General features: G+C 72.3%; 8 protein-coding genes. 6 read left to right on the top strand and 2 right to left on the bottom strand.

Annotated features, from left to right (window positions below; genetic code table 11):
* The first annotated feature begins 2 nt into the window (after window positions 1-2).
* Window positions 3-1,661 (top strand): AMP-binding protein, encoded by a 1,659-nt coding sequence (locus K0H49_RS07900; protein WP_219210935.1) that lies wholly within the window; start codon window positions 3-5, stop codon window positions 1,659-1,661.
* Window positions 1,658-2,437, top strand: a complete 780-nt coding sequence (locus K0H49_RS07895) for an SDR family oxidoreductase (RefSeq protein ID WP_219210933.1) — start codon at window positions 1,658-1,660, stop codon at window positions 2,435-2,437. The genes K0H49_RS07900 and K0H49_RS07895 overlap by 4 nt, the downstream gene beginning before the upstream one ends.
* 30 nt (window positions 2,438-2,467) lie before the next feature.
* On the opposite strand, the gene K0H49_RS07890 is transcribed toward K0H49_RS07895, so the two are convergent.
* The gene (locus K0H49_RS07890; protein WP_219210931.1) at window positions 2,468-2,845 is read right to left on the bottom strand and encodes a hypothetical protein; all 378 of its coding nucleotides are present in this window, start codon (window positions 2,843-2,845) and stop codon (window positions 2,468-2,470) included.
* Between the two features lie 208 nt (window positions 2,846-3,053).
* Between K0H49_RS07890 and K0H49_RS07885 the strand changes: the two genes are divergently transcribed.
* From K0H49_RS07885 to K0H49_RS07875, 3 genes are read left to right on the top strand one after another with little or no spacing between them, the layout of a single operon-like run.
* Complete coding sequence (locus K0H49_RS07885; RefSeq protein ID WP_219210929.1) at window positions 3,054-3,791, top strand: STN domain-containing protein; 738 nt, start codon at window positions 3,054-3,056, stop codon at window positions 3,789-3,791.
* 5 nt (window positions 3,792-3,796) lie between these two features.
* The gene (locus K0H49_RS07880) at window positions 3,797-4,354 is read left to right on the top strand and encodes an RNA polymerase sigma factor (protein WP_219210927.1); all 558 of its coding nucleotides are present in this window, start codon (window positions 3,797-3,799) and stop codon (window positions 4,352-4,354) included.
* Complete coding sequence (locus K0H49_RS07875) at window positions 4,347-5,333, top strand: FecR family protein (protein WP_219210925.1); 987 nt, start codon at window positions 4,347-4,349, stop codon at window positions 5,331-5,333. The genes K0H49_RS07880 and K0H49_RS07875 overlap by 8 nt, the downstream gene beginning before the upstream one ends.
* On the opposite strand, the gene K0H49_RS07870 is transcribed toward K0H49_RS07875, so the two are convergent.
* Window positions 5,276-7,123: an EAL domain-containing protein gene (locus K0H49_RS07870; protein WP_219210923.1), complete on the bottom strand. Its 1,848-nt coding sequence runs from the start codon at window positions 7,121-7,123 to the stop codon at window positions 5,276-5,278. The genes K0H49_RS07875 and K0H49_RS07870 overlap by 58 nt on opposite strands.
* 341 nt (window positions 7,124-7,464) lie before the next feature.
* On the opposite strand from K0H49_RS07870, the gene K0H49_RS07865 reads away from it, so the two are divergent.
* Entirely contained in the window at window positions 7,465-21,009 is a 13,545-nt protein-coding gene (locus K0H49_RS07865) for a filamentous haemagglutinin family protein (RefSeq protein ID WP_219210921.1), read from the top strand.
* The last annotated feature ends 57 nt before the right edge of the window (window positions 21,010-21,066 follow it).

Here is a 21,066-nt window from a genome sequence, read left to right as displayed (position 1 = left end):
GCATGCCGCAAGCAGAGGCGACGATCGAGCGGCCCTGGCTGCCCCACTATCCCGCCGGCGTGCAGTGGGCGCAGACGATCGCGCCGTCGATGGTGCCCGAACTCCTGCGCGCTTCCGCCCATCGATGGCCGGACCGACTGGCGCTCGAGTGCGGCACGCAGCGCTGGAGCTACCGGCAGCTCGACGATGCGGTGACGCGGCTGGCGCGCACCCTCGTGGCGCAATCGCTGGCCCAACCCGGTGCTGTCGTGGCGCTGTGGATGGGCAACCGGCCGGAGCAGGTGCTCTACGCACTGGCCGTGCTGCGCGCGGGTGCGGCACTGGTGCTGCTGTCGCCGCTGGACGCACCGGCCACGCTGGCGGGCAAGCTGGCCGATTGCGGTGCATCCGTGCTGGTGGCCGAGCGCGCGCTTTGGGCGACCATGGCCGATGTGCTGGCGGGCACTTCATTGCAGACCCTGGTCGACGTCGGTGCCGAAGACGAGCCGGTCGGCACGCCATCGCGCCTGAGCCGGCTGCAGTCCGACCACCTGCTGGCGACCGACGCGCCGCATGCGCCATTGCCACGCATCGGTGCCGACATGCCGGCCTTGCTGCAATACACCGGCGGCACCACCGGTGTGCCCAAGGCGGCCGTGCTGACGCATGGCAACCTCACGGCCGCTTGTGAGCAGTACTGGCATATCACGCACGGCGTGCCGGCGATCCTGGAAGATGGACGCGAGACCCTGCTGCTGTGCCTGCCGCTGTTCCACATCTATGCGTTCACCGCCAATCTTCTGTTCGGCCTGCGGCTTGGGGCCAGCATCCTGCTGCAGTCGAGATTCGATGCCGCCGCGGTGATCGCCTGTGTCGGCGAGCGGCGGGTCACGATGTTCTCGGGCGTGCCCACGATGTACGCCTTGCTGATCGACGCGTGCGCCGGCGCACGGCCCGATCTGTCGTCGCTGCGCTTCTGCCTGTCGGGCGGCGCACCGCTGCCGGGCGAGACCCATCGTGCCTTCGAGTCACTGACTGGCCTGCGTCTCACCGAAGGCTGGGGCATGACCGAGACCGCGTCGGCGGGCACCTACGCGCCACCCACGGGCCCGATCAAGATCGGTTCCTGCGGCCTGCCGATTCCCGGAGTCGATCTCCGGCTCGTGGACCTGGATGATTTCGATCGACCCGCCGCCGCCGGTTCAGTCGGCGAACTGTGCATCCGCGGGCCGAACGTGATGCGCCACTACCTGGGGCAGGCGCCGCATCTGCAGGGTGTCTTCACGGCCGACGGCTACCTGCGGACCGGCGACATCGCGCGCATCGACGAGGACGGTTATGTCCATATCGTCGACCGGCTCAAGGACATGATGCTGTGCGGTGGATACAACGTCTACCCGCGTGCCATCGAAGAGGCGCTCTATGCGCATCCGGCGGTGCAGGACGCGCTGGTGGTCGGCATTCCCGATGCGCTCAAGGGCCAGGTGCCCAAGGCCTTCGTGCAGTTGCGGCCACAGGCAGCGGGCTTCAGCCTCGACGAACTCAAGACCTTCCTGAAGGGCCGCGTCGGCCGCCATGAAATGGTGCAGGCGCTCGAGTTCCGCGCCGAGCTGCCGCGCACCGCCGTCGGCAAGCTGTCGAAAAAGGCCCTGCTCGACGGGGAACGCGGGGCTGCGCCATGAGCCTCCAGACGCTGTTGTCGCTACAGGGGTGCCGGGCGCTGGTGACCGGTGCGTCGCGTGGGTTGGGCCTGCAGATCGCCCAGGGCCTGTGCGAGCAAGGCGCCGCAGTGGTGCTGCACGCCAGGCCACAGGATGCCGACGAACTTGCCGAGGCGGCGCAGGCCCTGCGCGCGGCCGGCGCCACCGACGTCCGGCTCTGGGTGCACGACCTGCTGCACATCGATGGCATCGCCGAATCGCTCGCGGCCGTCGAAGGGCCGATCGATATCCTGGTCAACAACGCTGGCGCGAGCTGGGCCGAACCCGCCGAAAGCCATGGCCGGGCCGCCTGGACGCGATTGATGGACCTCAACCTCAATGCGGTGTTCGTGCTGACGCAAGAGGTCGGGCGGCGCTGGATGATCCCCCGGCGCTGCGGGAAGATCCTCAACATCGCCTCGGTGGCCGGCCTGCGCGGCAATCCGCCGGCACTGCAGATGCAGACCCTGGCCTACAACGCGAGCAAGGGGGGGCTGGTGAACTTCACGCGCGCACTGGCGGTCGAATGGGGCCGCTTCGGCATCAACGTCAACGCGATCTGTCCGGGCTTCTTCCCCTCGCGTTTGACGGTCGACATGCTGGCGCGCGCCAGCGCGGAGATCGCGGTGCTGACCCCGCTGGGCCGCGTGGGGACCGAGGAAGACCTCAAGGGGCTTTCCGTGGTGCTGTGCTCCGACGCCGGCAGGCACATCTCGGGGCAGGCCATCGCGGTGGATGGCGGGCTGTCGGCGGCGTGAGTGCCGGTTTGCCCGCCGCCTGCCCGGGCGTCAAGGCCGCGGCCCGAAGGGCAGCACCGGCACCACCGGCGGCGGCCGCTGCGGATACACCGAAGTGCCGAAGGTGTTGCCCATGCGGTGGCTGGTGGCGGCGCGGTTGAACACGCCCAACTGGTTGCCGGGCCGCTGCACGATGGCTTCCGAGCCCAGGGTCGCATCGCGGGGCTGCGAGGGTGCGGCGCTCGGGCGCAGTCGCTCGCTGAGGCAGGCGAAGGACGCGGGCGCGCGGGCGCCGTCGACTTCCACCTCGACGCAGCGGGCCGGGCCGTCCTGGGCTTCGTCCGCCAGCGCCGGCGCCATCGCCGCGCACAGGGCGAGGGCAAGGGCGAGGGCAGGCGGGAACAGCAGCGGGCGGCGGGCGATGGGCATGGGAACTCCGGTCGCGCGAGGGCGCGCAACCCGCCAGCCTGGCGCCTGCATGTGACATGCGCATGTCGCGCGGCGCCAGGCGGTGCGGCGTCACGGATCGGTCATGCGCGCCGCCTAGCATGCCGCGTACTTCCAACGTGCAGGGCCGAGGCCCTGCCGCAGCGTCGCCCGCGCGTTCTTCCCGTGTCCGTCCTGATGATTCCAACCCATGGTGCTTTCTCTCGCTCCAGGCTGCCGATGGGCACAGGCCTGGTGCCTGGTGTGGATGCTCGCCTGGGGCGGCACGGCCGCGGCCACGACGGAGCCGCGCGACATGGCTGAGGCCGGTCCGCGCCTGCACTTCGACCTGCCGTCCCAGCCGCTGCAGAAGGCGCTCGCGGATTTCGGCGGGCTCACCGGCCACTCGGTGCTGGTCGACAGCACGCTGGCGCAGGGCCGCACCGCACAGGCGGTGCACGGCGCGTTCCCGGCGCAGGAGGCGCTGCGGCTGCTGCTGGCCGGCACCGGCCTGCATGCGCGCTACAGCGGGCGCAATGCGTTCACGCTGGTGCCCGAGCCGGCGACGGCGGAGGTGCCGATGCCCGAGGCGCCTACCGCACCGACGGCGCCGGGCCTGGGGGGCGTCGCGCCTTCCGCCGCCGCCGACTTCGCGGGCGCGCTCCAGTCCGCCATCACGCGGGCCCTGTGCGCGGCGCAGCCCGGCACCTTCGGCCGCTACCGCGCTGCGCTGCAGCTCTGGACCGGGCCCGAGGGACGCATCCGACGCGCGAGCCTGCTCGAGCCGAGCGGCGAGGCCGCGCGCGACACCGTCCTGCTCGCGCAGCTGCGCGGGCTGGCCATCGGCCGCGTGCCGCCGCCCGGGCTCGCGCAGCCGGTCACGGTGCTGCTGAGCCCGCGCGCCGACCCGGTCGCGGTCTGCCGCGCTGCGCTGGCGGACGGGAGCTGAGCCGCATGCCCGAATCGATCAAGGCTGCGCTGCGCGCGCTGTTCCTGTCGCGCTACGACCAGTTCCGGCGCCACCTGCACCAGCGCCTGGGCTCTGAAGACCTGGCCAACGACGCGCTGCACGAGACCTACCTGCGCATGGAATCGATGAGCGTGCTGGGCGCGATCCGCTACCCCTCGGCCTACCTGTTCCGCATCGCGCTCAACATCGCCGAAGACCAGCGCAAGAGCAGCGCGCGGCTGCTGAGCGTGCCCGACGTCGAGGCGCTCTACGAGATGGCCGACGAGATGGCCGACCCGGCCCGCACCGCCGAGGCGCGCGGCGAGATCGAGGCGCTCGAGCGCGCGCTGGCCGAGCTGCCGCGGCGGCGTCGCGCCATCGTGGTGGCGGCGCGCATCGACGAGATGCCGCACCGCGAGATCGCGCGGCGCTTCGGCGTGTCGGAGCGCACCATCGAGAAGGAATTGCGCGCCGGCCTCGAGCATTGCTGCGAACGGCTGGGCCGCGATTTCATCCAGCGCTTCGGTCCGGGCGCGGGAAAACCGTCTAAGTCTCATGAGTGAAGAAGTGAACGACAGCGCCGAACAGCAGGCCATCCGGCGCCAGGCCCGGCAATGGGTGGTGCGGCTGGCCTCGCACGCGGCCGACGCCGACGATGCACTGGCCTTCAGGCGCTGGTGCGAGCGCAGCCGCGACCATGCGTCGGCCTTCGTGCAGGCGCGCGCGGTCTGGCAGGACCTGCGGCCGGCGGCGCAGCACGTGCAGCGCGCCGAGGTGGCGCGGGCTGCGCAGCGCGATGCCGGCCGCTTCGGGCGGCGCGCCTTCCTGGGCGCCGCCCTGGCGGGCACGGCCGCCTGGGCGGTGGTGCGCCCGCCGTTGGGCCTGTGGCCCGCGCTGGGCGACCTGGCGGCCGACCTGCGCACCGGCACCGGCGAGCAGCGCGAGTGGGTCACGCCAGAGGGCATCGTGGTGCAGCTCAACACCCGCACGCGCATGGACCTGCGTGCCGCCGAGGGCGGCGTGGCGCGGCTGGAGTTGCTCGAGGGCGAGGCCGAGATCCGTACCGACCTGGACGGCGCCGCGCCCGCGGTGCAGGTGCGCGCCGGCGATGGCCTGATCACGGCGCAGCGCGCGCGCTTCAACGTGCGCTTCATCGACGGCGAGGTCTGCGTGACCTGCCTCGCGGGCCGCGTCGACGTGCGCCGCGGCGAGGCGGCCAGCACCGCGGTGGATGTCGACCGGCAACTGCTCTACGCCAGGGCGCGGCCCGGCGTCGCGCGGCCCGCCGATGCGGCGGCCGTCAGCGCCTGGCGGCGGCGCCAGCTGGTGTTCGACCAGACGCCGCTGGCCGAGGTGGTGGCCGAAGTCAACCGCTACCGGCCGGGCAAGCTGATCCTGACCAGCACCGAGATCGGACGCAAGCGTGTGCAGGCCAGCTTCTCCATCGACCGGCTCGACGACGTGATCGCGCTGGTGCGCGAGGTCTACCGGCTCGACGTCACGACGCTGCCGGGCGGCATCGTGCTGCTGGGCAGCGCATAGGGCGCGCGGCCGGGCCTGGACGGGGCGATGGCGCCGGGCTCGCGCACCGTGAGGCCGGTGTTGGCGTGCTTGGCCTCGTGCTTGGCGATGGCCGCTTCGGCCGCCACGTCCTCGGCATGGGCGAAGCGGCCGGGCGCGATGCGCACCGCGCCGATCGACAGCGTGGTGAAGGGGAAGAAGTGCGTCGTGCCGCGCCGGTCCTTGCCCTCGATGCCGCCCGCGTCGCGCGCGGCATCGTCGTAGAGCCCGAGGGCCTCGAGGTCGAAGTCCTCGATCATGCGCGCGCAGCGGGCCTGCCAGTCCTCGCTCTGGAACAGCACCAGGAAGTCGTCGCCGCCGATGTGGCCCACGAAATCGCGGTGCGCGTCGGCATGCTTCACGGCCAGCCGCGCGAGCATGCGGATCATCTCGTCGCCGCGCCAGTAGCCGTAGTGGTCGTTGAAGACCTTGAAGTTGTTCAGGTCTGCATAGCAGGCAGCGAAGCCCGCATGGCTGGCCAGCAGGCGTTCGATGTGAATGCTGATTGGGATGTTGCCGGGCAGGAAGGTCAGCGGGTTCGCATGGCGCGCGGCCTCGATGCGTGCCTCGGTCACGGCGCGCACCAGCTGTTCGCCCGTGCCCAGGCCCAGGTAGCGCCTGTCCTCGGTGACGATGAAGCCGTCGTTGAGGTAGCGCTGGTCTTCCGACATCAGGATGCCCACCAGCTGCTCGACGTTGTCCTCGAGCTCGACCACGCGCGGGCTGGTGTTGGCGTAGCCGATGCAGGGCCGGCGCCCATGCACCTCGCGGAAGTAGAGCCGCGCGTAGTCGTTCATGAACGCCTGCCGGTTGATCAAAGCCACGGGCCGGCCCGCGTCGAGCACTGCCAGCGCATGCAGTTCGGGATGGGCCTGGAACAGCGTCGAGACCTCGTCGATGGGCGTGGCCGGGCCCAGCGTCGGCGCCTGGATCACCGCCAGGCTGCGCAGCACGCCGGGCTGCGCCTGCTGCGCCGCATGCGGCATCACGGCGATGCGGCTGTCGCGGATGGCCTCGGTGATCGGCGAGGGCGCGGCCTCGTGCAGCACGCGGGTCGGGCGGCCCAGCAGGTAGCCCTGTCCGTGGTCGATGCCCAGGTCGCGCAGCACCCGCAGGTCCTTGGTGTCTTCCACGCCCTCGGCGACCAGAGTCGTACCCAGCGTGTGGCCGAAGCCGACGATGGTGCGCACCAGCTCGAGGTTCTGCGGCGAGCTCGCAATGCCGTGGGTGAAGAACTTGTCGATCTTCACGAAGTCCGGCCGGAGCTCGCTCCACAGCCGAAGGTTCGACTGGCCCTCGCCGAAGTCGTCCAGCGCCACGCGCGCGCCGGTGCTGTGCAGGGCCTTGACGGCCAGTCGCAACGCACCCATGTCGCTGGCGGCGCGTTCCTCGGTGATCTCGACGGTGACGGTGCGTGGCGCGATGCCGTGCAGGGCCAGCGTGCGCTCGAAGCGGCTCGGCGCGGGGCCGTCCATGGCGGCCGACAGCGCGTCGGAACTCATGTTGAGGAACAGCTGGCCCGGCGCGGTGAGTCCGCCCCAGTGCCGCAGGATGACGTCGACGCAGGCGAGTTCGAAATCGGTCAGGCAGTCTTCCTCCGCGGCCAGTGCCAGCAGCGCGGCCGGCGTGTGGAAGGGCGTGCCCAGCGGGCCGCGGATCAGCGCCTCGTGGCCGAAGATGCTGCCCTTGCGCAGGTCCACGATCGGCTGGAACACCGGGTACAGCGCCTCGTCGCGGTACAGCCGTGCCAGCGTTTTTTCGGACGGATTCATTCGGGGGCCAGGCGCTCGCGGCGTCGTCGGTTCGCAAAGGAGGAAGGGCAGACGGATCGCGTCCGCGTGCAGCATGGACGGCTTGTGTGTCAGCACTGCGACCGTGTGCCGCGCGGGTGCAATCGGCGTCGCCGTGTCATGGCCGGGTCATGCCGATCGGAAGAATCGAGACGCCCGGCCGCGTGGCCGGCACGCCCACCTGCTTTGTGAAGTTTTCGTGACATGCTGCAGTCGCGTTTCCCCTGTTCTGTCATAGCTCCCGTAGGTCACGACAACCCCGCGCCGGCACGGCCGGTGGGCGTCGTGGCGCGGTCCAGCCATTGAACACGAACAGGTCACCCATGCAACGCAACACGGCGGTCACGCGCAACAGGAGCGCATCCTCTTCCTCGGCCTTCCTTTCGGGCCCGCGAAGCTCGCTGCGGCGCACGCGGCTCAACCCGATGATGCGGGCCGTGGCGGCCCTGCTCACGGCCGGCGTGGCGATGGGGGCGGCGGGCCCCGCGCAGGCGCAACGCGCCCTCGGCGCCGCCTGGATGGCGCAGAAGAACCTGGCGCAGGACACGGCCGCCGCCACGGGGCGGCTGCCCAACGGACAGTTGGCATCGACGCTCACCAACCCGCTGGCGCAGCAGCAGCAGGCCCAGGCGCAACTGCAGCGTTCGATCGGCAACCTGAACCTCGCGGCACGCAGCATTGCGGCGCAGCAGGCGGCCCAGGCCGCGGCGCGCGCGGCGGCGTTGGCCGGCGCCTCGAGCGTGCCCGACGGGCTGGGCGAAGGCGGCCTCCAGGTCGACACGAACAGCCTCACGGCCGGCTGGGCCCACGCACAGGCGCCGGTGCAGACCCGCAGCGGCGGCCAGACGCAGGTCACGATCGCCCAGACCGGCGCACAGGCGGTGCTCAACTGGGAGAGCTTCAACGTCGGGCGCGACACCACCCTGAAGTTCGAGCAACAGCCGAGCTGGTCGGTGCTCAACCGGGTCAACGATCCGCAGGCGCGGCCTTCTCGGATCCAGGGCCGGATCCAGGCCGACGGCACGGTGATGGTGGTCAACCGCAACGGCATCGTGTTCAGCGGCTCGAGCCAGGTCGACACGCGCAACCTGGTGGCCTCGGCCGTCGGCATGAGCGATGCGCAGTTCAAGAAGGGGCTGTTCAGCGAGGCCCAGGGCACGAAGTTCATCCCCAGCCTGGCCAACGACCTCGCGACCACCGCCAGCAGCTTCAGCCATGGCGCGGCCACGGGCGACGTGGTGGTCGAGGCCGGCGCGCGCCTGCAGACGGCGCAGCCGACCAGCGTCACCGACGGCGGCGGCTATGTGCTGCTGGCGGGGCGCGAGGTGCACAACGCGGGCCAGATCCACACCGCCGCAGGGCAGGCCGTGTTGGCCGCGGGCGATGCCTTCGTGATCCGCCGCGGTCAGGGCACCGAGGCCAACCCGAACGCGACCACGCGCGGCAACGTGGTGAGCACGCTGCGCCAGGACGGCTCGGCCGCCGGCCTGGTCCGCAACACCGGCCTGATCCAGGCCGCCACCGGCGACATCACGCTCACCGGACAGGATGTGCGCCAGCAGGGCGTGGCGGTGGCCACCACCTCGGTGACCGTGCGCGGCACGGTGCACCTGAACAATGCGGGCGGCGACACCGACGGCCGGGTCCAGCTGGGCGAAGGCAGCCTCACGGCCGTGCTGCTGTCCGAGTCCGCCGCCACCGCGCTGGATGCGCAGCGCGATGCGCTGATCAAGGAGTCCGACAAGAGCGGCGACGGCGTGCAGCACCGGCGCGACCAGTCGCTGGTGCTGATCGACAGCGCGGGCGCGGTCGACTTCCGCGCCGACTCGCTCACGCTGGCGACCGGCGGCCAGGTGATGGTGAACGCGGCACGCGCCGCGCTGGCCGGCGGCGCCACCATCGACGTGTCCGGCGCGGTGGGCGTGCGCGTGGCGATGGAAGCCAACAACGTGCTCGTCAATGCGCAGGGCAACGAGCAGCGCGACGCGCCCGTCAACCGCGACGACAAGAGCCTGAACAACAAGAACATCTGGATCGACCGGCGCACCCTCGTCAAAGTCCCGGCGGGCACCAACGGCTACGAAACCGACCGCTGGTACACCGCGGGCGGGCTGCTCGAAGTGGGCGGCTACCTGGGCATCACCGGCCACAGCATCGGCGAATGGGCGGCGCAGGGCGGCACGGTGCAGTTCACCGGCGGCGAGCTGACCACCCACGAGGGCAGCCTGATCAACCTGGCCGGCGGCTCGCTCGACGTGCAGACCGGCTACGTCAAACAGACCTTCCTCAAGGGCGCCGATGGCCGCCTTTACAGCGCCTCCCGTGCACCGGGCGACCTGCGCTACACCGGCGTGTACCAGGGCTTCGAGTCCGTGCATGCGCGCTGGGGCGTGACCGAGAACTTCGCCAGCCCGCTGATCGCACCGGAGCGTCGGCTGGAGAGTGGCTACACGGTGGGCCGGGATGCGGGCCGGCTGATCGTGGCGACGCAGGCGGCCACGTTGCAGGGGCAGCTGGACACCGGCGTCTACCAGGGTCCGCAGCAGACGCGCGCCCGCGATGCGGGCCTGGACGGTTACGCGCAGGCGCAGACGGCGGCGGCGCGTGGTGCGCAACTGATCGTGGGCCGCTACACGCCGGTCTACGACAAGGACACGCGCACCCTGCGCGACAACCCGGGCGCCGTGGTGAACGAGGTGGTCATCGGCAACGCCGACGCCGGTCCGTCCAGCGCCGGCCGCATCGTGCTGGATGCGGCCTGGCTCGGCGCGCAGCGGCTCGACACGCTGCATGCCTACGCCCTCGGCAGCCTGACGGTGGACGAGGCCGTCAGCGTGGCGCAGGGCGGCAGCATCGCGCTGCACGCCACCGAGGTGCAGGTGAATGCCGACCTCACGGCGCGTGGCGGCAGCATCGCGCTGGGCAACCTGGTCGAGCGCATCACCAGCGCCGGCCTGGGCTGGCTGTACAGCCCCGTCGCCGCGCAGACGCCGGCCGGGGTCATCGAGCGCACCACCGTCGCCGGGGGCGTGACGCTCGATGCGCGCGGCGTGTGGACCAACCTGCGCCAGGACGCGAGCGATGCCGGTGGCCTGCCCTACGTCCACGGCGGCCGCATCGCGCTGCGCAGCAGCGGCGACGTGACGGTGGGCGCCGGCGCGCTGCTCGACGTGTCCTCGGGCGCGGCACTGCTGGCCGATGGCAAGACGCGCGGCGGCAAGGGCGGCAGCATCACGCTGATCGCCGATGGCCTGCCGGCGGGCGGCAGCAAGGCCGGCCACCTGCGCCTGGAGGGCGAGCTGCGCGGCCACGGCGTGCAGGGCGGCGGCACGCTGCACCTGCAGACCGGCGATGCCGTGGTCATCGGCGGCCAGGTGGCCGGCAGCGACGGCACGCTGGCTGCGGGCCAGGCCTCCCTGTCCGACCTGGTCACGCAGGGCGCGTTCTCCGTGGCCGAAGGCGCGGTGCTGCCGGCCGACTTCCATTTCGTGCGAACCCGCGCGCTGCCGGGCGAGGCGGTCGGCGGCTCGCCGCTGATCGACCTGAACCAGTCCGCCAGCTGGATCACGCTGGCCGCGGACTGGCTGGCGCCGGTGCCCACCGGCAGCAACTCCTACTCCATCGTCCGGATGGGGGGGCAGCAGATCAACATGTACGCCTGGAACCAGCCGGTGCGTGTGCCGGCCGGCACCGTGATCATGGCGATCAGCAACGCGAACGGCTTCCCGGTGAGCTATGTGCTGCCGGCCGATGCCTTCCCGGACGGCATGGGCATTGCGCCCTCGGCCGGCGTGATGAAGGCCGGCACGCTCGCTCCCAAGGAGATCACCTATGCCGCCGGTACCGTGTTGCGCGCGGGCACGGTGCTGCCGCAGCCGGTGTCCGTGGCGCCGCTGATGCACCTGGCGGCGAACACCTTCGGCCAGGGTTTCTCGCGCTACGAGGTGGTGGGCCTGGGCGGCGTGGCGGTGGCCGAGGGCGCCGACGTGGCCGTGCGCATGCCGGTGCTGCAGCTCGATCGCCGCGCCGCCTACGACCTGGCCACCGGCGCCGAGCCGGCACAGGCGCTCGGCCTGTGGGAGCCGCCGCTGTTCACCGAAGACGCGGCGGCGCACCGCCTGGGGCAGCGCGCCGGCGCCAGCATCGCGCTGACGGCCGGCCGCCAGGCCAGCGCCCTGGCGCCCACGCTGGCTGTGGGTGCGGATGCGAAGCTCACGGTCGATCCGGGTCAGGCCATCGCGCTCACGGGCAATGGCCAGATCACGATCGAGGGCGCACTGCATGCCGCCGGCGGCCGCATCGAGGTACAGCCGCTGGGCTATGGCAACGACGACATCGCTTCGGTCAAGGCGCACGACCGCTCGGTCTGGATCGGCTCGCGGGCCGTGCTCGACGTGGCCGGGCTGGCCGCCACCGCCACCGATGTGCTGGGGCACCGCTATGGCACGGTGCTGAACGGCGGCAGCATCCAGATCGGTGGCCGCTACCGTGCCGACGCCACCCTGGCCAACGGCATCGACAACTTCATCGTCGTGCGCTCCGGCGCGCGGCTGGACGCCTCCGGCACCTCGGCCCTGCTCGACCTGCCGCAGCAGGGCGCCACCGTGGTGGCCTCCGACGGCGGCCTGCTCTACCTGAGCAGCTTCAACGGCCTGTACCTCGACGGCGAACTGCGCGCGGCCGCGGGTGGCGCGGGCGCCGCTGGCGGCACGCTGGCCCTGGCGCTGGACACGCCCAACTACGTGAACAGTGCCGGCCCCGACGCCGGCGTGCTGGTGCCGCGCGAGATCGCGCTGCTGAACCGGCAGGCGCCCGAGCCGCTGGCGGCCGGCCTGCGGCCCGGCCAGGGCGATGCGGCGCTGATGTACGGCCATGCGCGCCTCGGCGCCGACCGCATCGAGGCCGGTGGCTTCGACAACCTGAGCCTGCTGTCGGGCGGCATGATCACGCTCGAAGGCGGGCTCGACCTGACGCTGGGCCAGAGCCTGCGCCTCACGTCCGGCAGCATCAGCCTGGTCGAAGGGTCCGCCGAGGGCGCCAGCGTGCGCCTGGCCGCGCCGCACGTGCGCCTGGCCGGGGTCACACGCAGCCAGAAGGACTTCAACCTGCTGCCGCGTGCGCTGCCCCAGCCTTCGGGCATCCTCGGCATGGTGGAAGTGGCCGCGGATTCGCGGCTGCTGGTGGAGTCCTCGCTGCTCGACGTGCTCGACGAGGTGAAGTTCGGCACCTTCGGCCAGGTGCGTGCGGCCGATCCGCTGATCCAGCGGGCCGGCTTCGACCTCGTGACGCTGCGCAGCGAGGGCGACCTGCGCTTCCTGGCCTCCAGCCGCGGCGTGCTCTTCAACACCTCGCTCACCACCGTGGGCGACCTGGTGCTGGCGGCCAGCCAGCTGTACCCGGCCACTGGCGCCCGCGCGCAGGTCATCGCCGGCCAGCGCGGCGCACTCTCCAACTGGGGCAGCTTCGAGATCGGCTACGACCCGGCGCGCAGCCTGCGCATCGAACACAGCGGCGGGCCCGAAGCGGCGCTGCCCTATGCGGTGTTCGGCTCGCTGCAGCTGCTGTCGGCCAACGTGGCGCAGGGGGGCGTGGTGCGCGCGCCGCTGGGCACGGTCACGCTGGGCATCGGCGCGGCCCAGGGCACGCCGCCGTCCACCGTGCAACTGCTGCCGGGCAGCGTCACGTCGGTGAGCGCGGCCGGGCTGGTGATGCCCTATGGCGGCACGGTCGACGGGCTGACCTACAACTACGCCGGCCTCGACGTGCCTTACTACGGCCTGGGCGACCTGCTGGGCAGCGTGCGCCTGACGGCGCGCGACATCGATGTGCAGGCCGGCGCCACGCTCGACCTGCGCGGCGGCGGTGCGCTCCAGGGCGCCGGCTTCCTGTCGGGCCGCGGCGGTTCCACCGACGCGCGCCTGCACCCGCTGCTGCAGGTGCAGGCGAACGGCCGCTTCGTGCTGCCGGGCCTGGCCACCAACCCGGTCTACGCCATCGTGCCGGGGGTGCAAGCCGCGGCCGCGCCGGTCGCGGCCGAGAAGGGCGCGGGCGACCCGGGGGTGGGCCGCCAGATCACCATCGGCGAAGGCGTGCCGGGGCTGCCCGCGGGCACCTACACGCTGCTGCCTTCCAGCTACGCGCTGATGCCCGGCGCCTTCCGCGTCGAGCTCAACGGCCTGGCCCCGAGCCAGGCCGCCTTCGGCGGCACCCACGCCATGCGCAATGGCTCGTACAGCACGGCGGCGCGCCTGGGCGTGGCCCACACCGGCATCGTCGATGCGCTGAGCACGCAGGCCGTGCTGACGCCGGGCGGCACGCTGCGCAGCTATGCGCAATACAACGAGACCAGCTACGCGCAGTTCGGCCTGGACTGGGCCCTGCGCGACAGCGTGCCGCGCCCGCAGCTCGAGCGCGACGCGCGCGTGCTCTCGCTGTTGCCGGGCGCGCAGCTGCAGATCGCCCCTGGCACGGTGCAGTTCGCCGCAGCCGAGGGAGGGCGCGGCGGCACGGTGTCGCTGCTCGCGCCCCAGGTCGAGGTGCTGGCCGGCGGCGCCGCGCCCACCACGGGCTACGCAGGCCTCTCGGTACAGGCCGACCTGCTCAACGGCATCGGCGCCAGCGTGATCGCCATCGGCGGCTTGCCGGCCTCCACCTTCACCGTCCTGGCAGGCTACGGCTCGACCGCCGACGCCTGGCGCGTCGGCCTGGGCTCGTCCTCCGGCACCACTGCCGAGATCGTGCTGCGCGCGGGCGCCGTGCTGTCGGCCCCGCAGGTCTTCCTGGTGACCGGCCGCACGGACGGCGGCATCACGCTGGAGCAGGGCGCAGGCATCGACACCCTGCGCCGCGGCGCGGCCGCCTGGAGCGCGGCCGACGGCTACGTCGTCGCGCCGGGACCGGCCTCCGTGCTGGCGCTGAGCAACGGCCGCCTCGACGTGCTGCCGCCCACGACCACCGGCACGCCGGGCGCTGGCGCGGGCCGCATCCACATCGGCACCTGCGCCGCCGGTGCCAGCTGCACCGGCGAGACCCGCCTGTATTCGGAGGGCACCATCACCGCGGTGACCGACCAGTCCTTCCTGCTGGACGATTCGGTGCGCTATGGCGCGCGCGACCTGGTGCTGGCCGTGGGCGCCATCAACGTCGGCACGCAGGCGCAGCTGGCGGCCGCCCATGACGGCGGCATCCTGCCCGCGGGCCTCACGCTCGACCAGCAGGTGCTGGACCGGCTGCTGCAGGGCGACACCCGCACCGGCGCACCCGCACTGGAAAACCTGGTGCTGAGCGCACGCGACGCGGTCAACTTCTTCGGCAGCGTGAAGCTCTCCACCGTCGACGCGGCCACCGGCCGCTCCGCGCTGCAGAACCTGGTGCTGGGTGCGCCCGCGATCTACGGCTGGGGTGCGGCCGGCGACGTGGCGCACATCGAGACCGACAGGCTGGTGTGGAACGGTGCGCTGAGCCTTCCGGGCACGGTGGTGGCCGGCGGCGCCGGCAGCGGCAGCGGCCGCTTCGTGGTGGACGCGCGCCAGATCGAATTCGGCTACGGCCCGCGCAGCCAGGCCGACACCCTGAACAGCCACGACCGCCTGGTGCTGGGCTTCGACAGCGTGCACCTGAATGCCAGCGAGCGCATCACCGCCAACCACAAGGGCTCGCTGGCCGTGTACCGGTCGCAGGGCGACTGGGACGACGCGGCCCAGGCCTGCCACTACAGCGGTGGCGACCTGCACCTGCTGACACCGCTTTTGACCGGCCACGCCGGCTCGGTGAACACCCTCAAGGCCGGCGGTGCCATCACGGCCAAGGCGCCGGCCGGCAGCGCCTCGCCGCTGCCCGACAACGCCACGCTGGCCGATGCGCTGGGCGCCACGCTGTCGCTCGATGCAGGCCGAGGGCTCACGCTCGACACCGCCGTGCTGCTGCCCAGCGGCAAGCTCGGCCTGTCGGCCGGCGACGATGTGCGGCTGGACGACGGCGCGCAGCTGGACCTGGCGGGCCGCAAGATCGACTTCTTCGACGTCAGCAGCTACAGCTGGGGCGGCGAAGTGAAGCTCGACAGCCGCAGCGGCAATGTGACGCAGGCCGCCGCGTCGCGCATCGACCTGTCGGCCCAGCAGAATCGCGCCGGCCGGCTCACGGCCATCGCCGTCGAGGGCACGGTGGGCCTGGCCGGCGCCATCGACGGCCGCACCAGCGGCCGCTACGACGCCGGCGGCACGCAGGTGCCTTTCGCAGCCGGCACGGTGGAGGTGCATGGCCTGCGCATCGACGACTTCGCAGGCCTCAACGCGCGCCTGAGCGACGGCGGCGTGTTCGGCGGCCGCAGCTTCCGCCTCGGCCAGGGCGACCTGGCGATCGGCGACGAGCTCAAGGCCCGCGAGATCAACGTCTCGGTCGACAACGGCCACCTCACGGTCAACGGGCGCATCGATGCCAGCGGCGAGCAGGCCGGCACCATCCGCCTGGCCGCGAACCACGGCCTGACCGTGGCCGGCACGGGCGTGCTCGATGCCCGCGCCAGCGTGCTGCGCCGCGACAGCTACGGCCAGGCGATCGAGGCGCCCAACCGCGCCGTGATCGAGATCGATGCGGGCGACGGCCGCCTGCTGCTCGCGCCGGGCGCCACGATGCGGCTCGACGTGGCCGGCGCGGATGCCCGCTACGGCACGGTGGCGCTCAATGCCCGGCGCCTGGGCGGCGCCACCGGCCACGACGTGGACATCGACGCCGCCGGCGCGCTGACCATCACCGGCGCGCGTTCCATCGCGCTCAACGCCTTCCAGCGCTACGAAGACGCGCCCCTGGGCACCGAGACCACGGTCGACGGACGCCCCTACCAGGCCATCGACCAGGCCTGGCTGGACGCGCGCCACGGCGAAAGCGCCACCTTCATCGGCCACGCGCTGGCCAACGGCGCGTTGATGAACGGCCGGCTCGCCGGCCTGCGGGCCTACAGCGACCAGTTCCGCCTGCGTCCCGGTGTCGAAGTGGCCACCACGGGCGACCTGCATGTGGATGGCGACATCGACCTGTCGGGCCATCGCTACGCCAGCGTCAACCCGCATTCGCAGCGGACCGGCGTCCACGGCTCCGGTGAAGCCGGCGCGCTGGTGCTGCGCGCGGGCGGCAACCTGCAGATCTTCGGCAGCATCAGCGACGGCTTCGATGGCTCGCGATTGGGCGAGACGCCCGACGACAGGGGCTGGGTGCTGCCGGCCGGCCGCATGCCCTTCGGCGGCGACCTGGTGATTCCGCATGCGGGCGTGGCCACGCTGGACGCGGGCACGGTGTTCAAGGCCGGCCGCACGCTCAACTACGACCTGCCCGTCGCAGGCCTGAGCCTGCCCGCCGGCAGCGTGCTGCCCGTGGCCATGCCGCTGGGCCAGAGCCTGAGCCTGCCCGCCGGCACCGTGCTGGCCGCGGCGGTGCGCGATGCCGATGGCACGCTGCTGCACGCCGCCGGCACCGTGCTGCGCGAGCCGTTGGTGCTCGCGGCCGGCCTGCGGCTGGATGCGGGCTTCCGCCTCACGGCGCCCACGACGCTGGCGGCCAGCTTCTGGCCGGCCGGCCGGAAGCTGCCGATGGACCTGACGCTGGCGCAGCCGCTGACCCTGGCCAAGGGCGCGATCGTGCCCTCGGAAACCGACGTCGTGCTGCCGGACGGCGCGACGGTGGTGGATCTGCGTCCCGCCGACGCGCAGGGCCGGCAGGGCCGCACCTGGGCGCTGGCACCCATGCTGGCGCCGGGCTCGCAGTCGAGCGACCTGCGCCTGGTGGCCGGCGCCGACCTGGGCGCTGCCGATTCGCGCCTGACCCGGCCCGGCAGCACGGCACGGCTGCAGTTGGCCGATACCCACTTCGGCCTGGGCACCGCCTACGACCAGACCTATCAGCTGCCCCTCGGCGTCGACCCCGGCTTCCTCGAGATGATGAGCCTGTACTACGGCTTCGACTGGCAGCCGGGCACGCTGCTGAAGTCCGACACCATCCAGGTGCTGAAGGACTATGGGGTGATCTGGCAGAAGGTCGAGGAACTCAACGACTACGGCTTCGGCACGGTGGTCGAGTTCCTGAGCGCCGAGGTGGTGATGAAGCCGGCGCGCCAGCAGCTGTTCAGCGTGCTGCGCACCGGCACCGGCGATCTGGACCTGATCGCCGCCGGCGACCTGGACCTGCGCACGCCCTACGGCGTGTACACGGCCGGCACGCCCTCGGCCGCGCCGGGCGCCGGTTTCGACCGCGCGCGCGCCCGCGCCGCCGATGGCACCATCCTGCAGCCCGAAGGCGCGGCCTTCGAACCCCTGGTGGACGGCGGCGCCGCCAGCCTCTATGCGGCCTGGTACCCCGAGCGCGGCGGCAACGTGCTGCTGCGTGCCGGCGGCAATCTCACGGGTGACCTGATCGGCAACAACGCCGCCTACATCGAGCCCTCCTACACCTTCGGCAACACGCGCCAGCAGCACGCCAGCACAGCGGTCGGCAACTGGCTCTGGCGCCAGGGCACCGGCTCGGTGGAAAGCGGCGCCAGCGCCGTGCCCACGGCCTGGTGGATCAACTTCGGCACCTACGTGGGCGGCGGCGCCGACGGCAATCCCGACGAGTACGGGACCTACCTGTACGGCAACGACCCGTCCCTGGTCGGCTTCACCGGCGTGGGCACGCTGGGTGGCGGCAACCTGCGGGTGGAAGCGGGTGGCAACGCCGGCATCATCGATCCGCGCGGCAGCACGCGGCCCAACCCGTCCGGCCAACAGCTCGAAGCGTCCTCGCACAACCCGCGCAGCCAGGGCCTGCACCTGGCCGTGGCCAGCACCGGCCGCATCACGGCCGACGGCACGCTGGTGCAGACCGGCGGCGGCGACCTGGACCTGCGCCTGGGCGGCACGCTCAACCCCGACGCCACCTGGCGCCGCAACGAGCACGACCTCAACAGCACCTTCGTCAACCTGCGTGGCGCGCTGCACATCGACGCCGGCGCCATCGGCGGCACGCAGCCGCGCTATGGCGCGCTGAACCTGGTGGACACGCGCACCGGCGACCCGTACGCGGCCGGTGCGGCGCTGGCCGGCGGCGGCCCGATCCTGGTGCTGGGCGACAGCACGGTGCGCATCGAGACGCGCGGCGACCTGGTGCTGGGCGGCGTGGCCGACCCCGGGCGCACGCTGATGCTCGAATCGACCTCGTTCTCCTACCAGGGCACGCAGCATGCGGACCTGGGCTGGACCTGGTTCTCGATGTGGACACCGACCACGGCCATCGACCTGCTGAGCGCGGGCGGGAACCTCACCCCCACCACGGCCTGGGCCGAAGGCGGTGGACAGGAAGACCTGCGCTGGAACGGCGACGGGCGCAACCAGTCGGCCAACAGCGACGGCTATTTCTACCCGTCGATCCTGCGCGCGGCGGCGGCCAACGGCAGCCTCTACTACGGCGTGAGCACCACCTCGCTGGTCAACAACTTCGGCCAGACCCCCCTGCGCGTGGCCTTCGGCGTGGTGCTGGCGCCGTCGCCGACCGATGCGCAGTTCGCCAACGCCACCGGCCGCGGCGAACTGCAGCTGCTGGCGCGCGACTCGATCTTCGGCAGCGGCTTCGTGTTCAGCGCCTCGACGGCCGATCCGGCCGCGATGTCCAGCGTGTTCCGGCCCGGCTTCGTCGGCCAGGTGGCGGACTCGGGCGGAGGACCCTACGGTTGGGACCCGCTCTGGGTGCACAACACCGCGGCCGAGGTGGCGAGCCGCAACACCTGGATCAGCGCGGAGGGTGGCCGCGCCAACGTGGCGCCGCTCTTCACCTTCGGCAGCGCGGCCACGGCCGCCTACGCCAGCGTGGGCCAGGCGCCGGCGCGCTACTACGCGGTGGAGGGCGACATCGTCGGCCTGCGCGTGGGCCAGGAAGTGCTGCTGGGCTTTCCGGCGGGGGCCCAGGGCTCGCGCTATGAAGGCTCGATGCCGGTGGCGGTGCGCGCCGGGCGCGACATCACCGACTCGGGCACGCAGCTCGGTCGCGCGGACACCGTCACGGGTGTCAAGGACTCCACCGGCAACAGCCGCGGCAACCTGATCGCGCACGCCTTCGCCGACGATGTCTCGGTGGTGCAGGCCGGCCGCGACATCCGCTACAGCAGCTTCTACGTCACCGGCCCCGGCCTGCTGGACGTGAGCGCCGGGCGCAACATCTACCTGGCCGACAAGGGCGAGTTCAAGAGCCTGGGCCCGGCCGTCGACGGGGTGGCGTCCGACCGCGCCAGCGGCGCCAGCATCGCCGTGGCCGCCGGCCTGGGCTCGGGCGCGCACTGGGATGCGTTCGCCGCGCGCTACCTCGATCCGGCCCACCTCGCCAATCCCGATCTGCCCTTTGCCGACCAGCCCGGGACCGCGCTGACCGTGTACGGCGGGCAGCTCACGCTGTCGCAATGGCTGGCGCGCGAGTTCGGCTACACCGGCGACGAGGCCGGTGCCGAGGCTTTCCTGGCCGCGCAGCAGGGCACGCTCGACCACCGGCGCGAGCAGGCCCTGGCCGGTGGCGACACGGCCGCCAGCCGGGCGCTGGCGCGCGAGTACAAGGTCGAGAGCCGGCTGCACCTGGTCAACTGGCTGAACGAACGCTTCGGCAAGGCGGGCGCCAACCGTTCGGGCCTGCACTTCGATGCCGCCACCATGGATGCGCGCGCCTTCTTCGACGCGCTGCCGGCCGAGCAACGCAGCGCCTTCCTGCGCAACGTGTATTACGCCGAGATCAAGGCCGGTGGGCGCGAGTACAACGACGAGGGCGGCAAGCGCTTCGGCAGCTACCTGCGCGGGCGCGAAGCCATCGCCACGCTGCTGCCTTCGCACGACGCACAGGGCCAGGCGCTGTCGTATGCGGGCGACCTGACGATGTTCAGCAGCGCGCTCTACTACAACGCCGACTATGTGAACAACGGCACCGGCCAGGCGCGCCCGCGCCCGGGGGTGAACTACCTGACCTACGCGGAGTGGGTGGCGCTGAACCGGCCGGGCTACGGCGTGTCCTTCTACGACGTGCTGGACGCCGGCATCCACACCAACTTCGGCGGCGATATCAGCATCATGACGCCGGGCGGGCGCACGCTGGTGGGTGTCGACGGCGGCTTCGTGCCAGGCCCGGGCTCGGGCGTGATGACGCTGGGCGAGGGCGACATCCACATCTACGCGAAGGGCGACATCCTGATGGGGCAGAGCCGCATCTTCACCACCTTCGGCGGCAGCATCCTGGCCTGGTCGGCCGAGGGCGACATCAACGCCGGGCGCGGCGCCAAGACCACGGTGGTGGCCACGCCGCAGCGGCGCGTCTACGACAGCGTGGGCAACGTGACGCTGTCGCCGGCCACGCCCAGCACCGGTGCCGGCATCGCCACGCTGAACCCGATCCCGGAGATCCCGCCGGGCGACGTCGACCTGATCGCGCCGCTGGGCACCATCGATGCGGGCGAGGCCGGCATCCGCGTGTCGGGCAACGTGAACCTGGCGGCACTGCAGGTGGTGAACGCGGAGAACATCCAGGTCAAGGGGCAGTCGATCGGCATGCCGGTGGTGGCGTCGGTGAACGTGGGCGCGCTGAGCAACGCCAGCGCCGCCGCCGCCCAGGCCGCGGTGGCGGCGCAGGAGGTGATGCAGCGCGAACGGGCAGCGGCGCGCCAGGCGCTGCCCTCGGTGTTCACCGTGCGGGTGCTGGGCTTCGGCAACGAGGCCCCCGCGGCGCCGCCGCAGGGCCGTGAAGGCGGCGCGGCCGAACGCGTGGGCTACAACCCCGACGGCGTGGTGCAGGTGCTGGGCGCGGGCACGCTGACCGCGGCGCAGCAGCAGCCGCTCACGCCGGGCGAGCGGCGCGGGCTGGTGCGCTGAGAGGGCCGGCAGCGGGTCGAATGCGCGGATGACATGACAGTGTCATCCGCGGTCTTC

The organism is Variovorax boronicumulans (assembly GCF_019352895.1).
GTDB lineage: Bacteria > Pseudomonadota > Gammaproteobacteria > Burkholderiales > Burkholderiaceae_C > Variovorax > Variovorax boronicumulans_A.
Note: the sequence above shows the minus strand (reverse complement) of the source record. Positions and strands in the feature narration are given on the sequence as shown.

Bases quoted from the DNA above. Each gene is read 5' to 3' on its own strand.
- K0H49_RS07900 (WP_219210935.1), top strand. From the start codon at position 3: ATGCCGCAAGCAGAGGCGACGATCGAGCGGCCCTGGCTGCCCCACTAT.
- K0H49_RS07895 (WP_219210933.1), top strand. From the start codon at position 1,658: ATGAGCCTCCAGACGCTGTTGTCGCTACAGGGGTGCCGGGCGCTGGTG.
- K0H49_RS07890 (WP_219210931.1), bottom strand. From the start codon at position 2,845: ATGCCCATCGCCCGCCGCCCGCTGCTGTTCCCGCCTGCCCTCGCCCTT.
- K0H49_RS07885 (WP_219210929.1), top strand. From the start codon at position 3,054: ATGGTGCTTTCTCTCGCTCCAGGCTGCCGATGGGCACAGGCCTGGTGC.
- K0H49_RS07880 (WP_219210927.1), top strand. From the start codon at position 3,797: ATGCCCGAATCGATCAAGGCTGCGCTGCGCGCGCTGTTCCTGTCGCGC.
- K0H49_RS07875 (WP_219210925.1), top strand. From the start codon at position 4,347: ATGAGTGAAGAAGTGAACGACAGCGCCGAACAGCAGGCCATCCGGCGC.
- K0H49_RS07870 (WP_219210923.1), bottom strand. From the start codon at position 7,123: ATGAATCCGTCCGAAAAAACGCTGGCACGGCTGTACCGCGACGAGGCG.
- K0H49_RS07865 (WP_219210921.1), top strand. From the start codon at position 7,465: ATGCAACGCAACACGGCGGTCACGCGCAACAGGAGCGCATCCTCTTCC.